Source organism: Protofrankia sp. Cas8 (assembly GCF_963555845.1).
Taxonomy (GTDB): domain Bacteria; phylum Actinomycetota; class Actinomycetes; order Frankiales; family Frankiaceae; genus Protofrankia.
This window is the reverse complement of sequence record NZ_CAUVXI010000299.1, coordinates 1-4,901: the sequence shown is the minus strand read 5'-3', so window position 1 is coordinate 4,901 and position 4,901 is coordinate 1. Positions and strand designations below refer to the sequence as shown.

Annotated in this window: 4 protein-coding genes and 1 pseudogene; 2 read left to right on the top strand and 3 right to left on the bottom strand. The window is 70.7% G+C overall.

From position 1 onward, the window contains the following. The 3 genes from U9977_RS25720 to U9977_RS25710 all read right to left on the bottom strand — a co-directional run. Positions 1-1,237 (bottom strand): malic enzyme-like protein (locus tag U9977_RS25720; RefSeq protein ID WP_322751865.1); only part of this gene is annotated, 1,237 nt, incomplete at its 3' end. Beyond that, positions 1,231-2,883 carry a SulP family inorganic anion transporter gene (locus U9977_RS25715; RefSeq protein ID WP_416210781.1) on the bottom strand — a complete coding sequence of 551 codons (1,653 nt, stop codon included), beginning with the start codon at positions 2,881-2,883 and terminating at the stop codon, positions 1,231-1,233. The genes U9977_RS25715 and U9977_RS25720, both read right to left, overlap by 7 nt. 101 nt (positions 2,884-2,984) lie before the next feature. Further along, a complete protein-coding gene (locus U9977_RS25710) occupies positions 2,985-3,344 on the bottom strand; it encodes a metalloregulator ArsR/SmtB family transcription factor (protein ID WP_322751863.1) in 360 nt (119 codons plus the stop codon). Positions 3,345-3,660: 316 nt separating this feature from the next. On the opposite strand from U9977_RS25710, the gene U9977_RS25705 reads away from it, so the two are divergent. Next, positions 3,661-4,341: a DsbA family oxidoreductase gene (locus U9977_RS25705; protein WP_322751862.1), complete on the top strand. Its 681-nt coding sequence runs from the start codon at positions 3,661-3,663 to the stop codon at positions 4,339-4,341. Positions 4,342-4,425: 84 nt separating this feature from the next. Beyond that, a pseudogene (locus U9977_RS25700) lies at positions 4,426-4,901 on the top strand (hypothetical protein); the annotation flags it as partial.

Genomic DNA, 4,901 nt, shown 5'->3' with positions numbered 1-4,901 from the left:
ACTGCGACGCGGTGAGCGCCCGAATCGCGGCGACGGCGACGGCCGCGGTCAGCTCCGGATGATCAAGAGCGGGCAGCAGGGCACCGGGCTCCGCCTGCTCGGCCAGAGCGTACGCGGCGGCCAGACGTGCCGCCGCAGTGATCGGCATCCGAGTGGTGACGGCCGCGGTGAGCAGGCCCGGCAGCGCGTGCAGCGGGCGCGGCCCGGTAGTCGCGGCCAGCATCGGGGGTGGGGTTTCCAACCGGGTCCGCAGCACCGGGACGCCCAGCGGTGGTGCGGCGAGACCCATCAGGTCGATGACCAGATCCGTCTGGTCGGCAACGGCATGCAGCGCCTGGATGCCGTACTCCACCGGGTCGTAGAGGGTGATGTCACCGATCCCGGCCGCGACCAGGAGACCAGCCAGGTCCCCGCCTCGTGCCGGGTCGACGAGGATGACCCGGGCCCGACGCAGGTCGACGGCCCGCGCGCGCAGCGCGTTGAGCGCCGCGGCGGTGGCGGCCACGGCGAGCCCGTCATTGACCGCGTCCAGCAACAGCTGGGAGGCGCCGTCGGCCCGGGTGTTGTCGACCGCAGCGCGGGCGGTCTCGATGTGGCGGATGTGGGTGTGGACGAGGACGGTCGCGGCGAAGCCCGGAGCCAACATCCGGATGACGGTCGCGAGCTCGTCGGCGCCGCGCGTGGCGACCGGCAGCGGAATGACGTCCAGGCCGGTTGCCCGCTGCAGGTGGACGGCCTGGGACTCGACCGCCGGCAGAGCCGTCTCGGCGGGCATCGGCTCGAAGTCCAGGACGGCACTGGCGTCGGTGAGCAGCGCAATCCGCCGGGAGCGGCCCGTGTAGCGGTCGGTATGGCGTGGATGGGCGGCGAGATGGGTGATCACCCGACGGTCGGCGTCAGCGTCCAGCAGCGCGACGTCATGACCGGTGGTGACGGCCGCACACACCTGCTGGGCGAGCTTGCCCGTGGAGGCGGTCGCGAAGACGAGGTCTTCGGCGTGGAACAGGTCGGTGCCCAGGCGGCGGCGCAGCGCGGCGGTCAGCCAGGTCAGGGTGCGTGCACTGTCCGCATCCAGGATGATACGGTGCGCGCCGGCGGGGCCGGGTTCGTCCGCCTGAACGGTGACGGTACCGGGCGCGTCGGCGATGACCGACCGGACCTCGCTCACCGCCCGGGCCGGGACACGGATCTGGATGCTGTACGCGGGATTCACTCCGGTCGGGCTGGGAATCAGCATGTCCCCTCCACCTGCGGCTGGGAGAGCGCCGCACGCGGATTCGACAGCACATCCGGCGCCAGGAGCAGGGCGTGCGCGATCGCGGCGGGGGTGTCGGGAAACAGCAGCCCGTCGCGGCGCAGGTGCTCGGCGACGCCGAAGGTGGACAGCACCTGCTGATGGCCGGGCCTGATACCGGACAACAGGACGCAGATGCCACGGCGTTCCAGTTTGGTGATCACATCCTTGAGGACCAGGGCTCCGGTGGAGTCGATCGCAGTGACGCGGGACATCCGCAGGATGACGACCAGGACATCGGCCACGTCGGTGAGTTCCAGGAGGAAGCGGTGCGCGGCGGCGAAGAACACCGGCCCGTCGATGCGGTATGCCACGATGTGCCGCGCGAGCAGGGCCTGTTCTTCTGCGTGGTGGTCGGTTGGTGACAGGCCGTCGTCCAGTGCGACCTGTTCGACCCGCGCGGCCCTGGCAACCTGGCGTAGCGCCAACGCTCCGGCCACGACCAGGCCGGCTATCACTGCGACGACCAGGTCCAGCGCCAGGGTGGCCAGCGCTGTCAGCACCAGTACCGCGGCGTCGCCCCGGTCCGCACGCGCCAGCACCCGAACCGAGCCGACTTCGACCATGCGTACGGCGGTAGCCAGCAGCACCCCGGCAAGCGCCGCCAGCGGGATGCGTCCGACCAGGGGGGCCGCGGCGAACACGATGACCGCGAGCGCGACCGCATGGGTGAGGGCGGCCAGTCGGGACACCGCGCCGGAACGGACGTTGACCGCGGTGCGGGCGATCGCGGCGGTGGCGGGAACCCCGCCGAACAGCGGCGCGGCCAGGTTGGCCACGCCCTGACCGAACAACTCCCGGTCCGGGTCATGGCGATCGGACACGCTCATCGCATCCGCCACCGTCGCCGACAGCAGTGACTCCAGCGCGGCGAGTGCGGCGACCGCGACCACCGAAGGCAGCAGTCCCGGCACTGCGGAAGGGTCCAGGAAGCCCAGCGAGGGGGCGGGTAGCCCGGCCGGCAGGTGGCCGATGCGCGCCACCTGCAGGTGCGCGGCCTGCGCTGCGACGGTTGTCGCGACAACCGCGACGAGGGAGAACGGCACCGTCGGCCGCCACCGGCCCCCGGCCAGCATCACCGCGATGACCGTGCCGGCCAGGACCACGGCCGCCCAGTGCGGATGTCCGGCGAAGTCGATGACGGCACGTGCGGCCACCACGACGACCTTGTCTCCGGGTGGGGCCTTCACCCCGAACGCCGCGGGTACCTGTTGGAGGGCGATGACGGCGGCGATCCCCACGGTGAAACCCTCCACCACCGGCGCCGGCACATAGCGCATGTAGCCGCCGACCTTCGCCAATGCGAGGGTCACCAGCAGCAACCCCGCCAGCAGCCCGACGGTGAGCACTCCGCTGGGACCGTAGGTGTGGACAATCGGTACCAACACCACGGTCATAGCGCCGGTTGGTCCCGAGACCTGCAGATTGGATCCGCCGAAGATCGCGGCAAGGGCGCCCGCGACCACTGCGGTGGCAAGTCCCGCCTGGGCACCGAGCCCGGAGGAGATCCCGAACCCCAACGCCAGGGGTAGGGCCACCACCGCCACGGTAAGTCCGGCGAGCAGGTCCTTACGTGGCGAGCGGCCCATCGAGATGAACGAGGCCCGGGTGGGCAGCACCGCTTGCACCCGGCGCCACACCGCCCGCCCGGTCACCCGCCCGGTCACCCGGCCAGGTGCGATCGCCGCGCTCACATCGACCTCGTGTCGGCCTCGCGCAGCTGCGCGAGCAGCTCCTCCTGCCCGGCGAGCATTTCGGTGAGGATCCTTCGCGCGGCCCGCATCAACTCGGCCACGTCCCCGCCCGCGAGCGCGTAGACGACCGTCGAGCCGTCCCGGGTCGCCGTCACGATCCCCGAGCGGCGCAACACCGCCAGCTGCTGGGACAGATTCGACGGCTCCACCTCGACGGCGCAGCGCAGGTCCCGAACGGGCATCGGCCCGTCCTGGAGCAGTTCCAGCACCCGGATCCGCACCGGATGCCCCAGCATCCGAAAGAACTCCGCCTTCGCCTGATAGAGCGGAACCTGCGTCCGCGCGGCCCTGGTCACCCTCGTCCCCGGCATCGGCCTCGGCCCGCCCTTCCCCTGCTCAGCGGCCCGCCGCTCGAGCGCAGCAGGCCATCCACCATGTCGCTAATTGAAGAACTCTTCAATTAGACCCCAGACCGCAGACTAGACCCAGACCCCAGGCCCCAGACCGCCACGTACACCAGCCGGACATCGGGATAAGTCGAGGTGTACCTCATATTCTGGTCAGCATTGCTCCAGCAGGGCCGGCACAGCCGCCGTACCCTGCCCTCGCATCCCGACCGCATCCCGACCACATCCCGACCAGCACATTCCGACCAGCACCGAGGAGAACCCCATGCGGGTTGACATCTGGTCCGACCTCGTCTGCCCGTGGTGCTGGATCGGCAAGCGCCGCTTCGAGCAGGCGCTGGCCGGCTTCGCCCACGGCGACCAGATCGAGATCGTCCACCATTCATTCCAGCTCGACCCGACCATGCCCACCGACCGCGTCGTCGGCCAGACCGCCATGCTGGTCGCCACGTACGGCATGACCGAAGCGCAGGCCCGGGCGAGCCAGGTCGCGGTCGAACGCACCGCAGCCACCGTCGGCCTGGAATACCACCTGGTCGACGGGTTTGTCGGCAATACCGCCGATGCGCACCGGCTCGTCCAGCTGGCCGGGGACCGCGGCATCCAGGACGCCGTCGTCGAGCGCTTCTACCTGGCCCACTTCACCCAAGGGAGGTCCCTGTTCGACCGCGAGTGCCTCGTCGGACTGGCCGGTGAAGCCGGCCTGGACGCCGACGAGGCCCGCCGCGTACTCGTCGAGGGCACCTACGCCGACGTGGTGGACGGCGATGCCCACCGGGCGCGGGCACTGGGTGCCACCGGCGTGCCGTTCTTCGTCGTCGACAGCCGGTACGGAGTCTCCGGCGCACAACCCCCGGAAATCTTCACCGAAGCGCTCTCCCATGCCTGGGCCGACATCCACCCGTCCGATGAGGGAGCCGACCAGACAGTCGAAAGTTCAGCATAATTATATTACTATTTGAAGGAGTATTGGCGAATGGGATGTCGGGCCGTCCGATGGTCACGACACCCGAAGTGAGGAGATCCCAGCATGTCAGATGGCCAGGACCGGCCCGGCAGGCCGACCGGGCCGTCGACCCTTTCGTCGACGGCGGCAACTGGCGAGGGGCTGGACGAGGGGGTGACCGACGGGCTGAGCGAGGCGCGCCGGGCCGCGGCGGCCCTGCGGGCGCTCGCCGGACACCTGGCGACCGGCGACATACCCACCGAGGACCTGCGCGCCATCGCCGACGCCGCGCAACGCATGGAGCGCCTAGCCCGGCCGCACGCCCGCGCCAGCCGGTACGACGGCCGGGCGGGGCTGCGGATCGGCAGTGCCGACAATGCCGTGCTCTGGGAACGGCATCCGATCTTCGGCCGCTCCCACCCGTTCGCCCCGCCGCTGATCGTCGAACGCCGCGGCGAGATGTTCCACGGCGAGGCGACCCTCGGGCCAGCATACGAGGGCAGCCGGAACAACGTCCACGGTGGCTACATCGCCGCGCTGTTCGATGTCATGCTCGGACA

Excerpts from the sequence above, each read along its gene's own strand:
- U9977_RS25715 (WP_416210781.1), bottom strand. The coding sequence starts at position 2,883 with ATGGGCCGCTCGCCACGTAAGGACCTGCTCGCCGGACTTACCGTGGCG.
- U9977_RS25705 (WP_322751862.1), top strand. The coding sequence starts at position 3,661 with ATGCGGGTTGACATCTGGTCCGACCTCGTCTGCCCGTGGTGCTGGATC.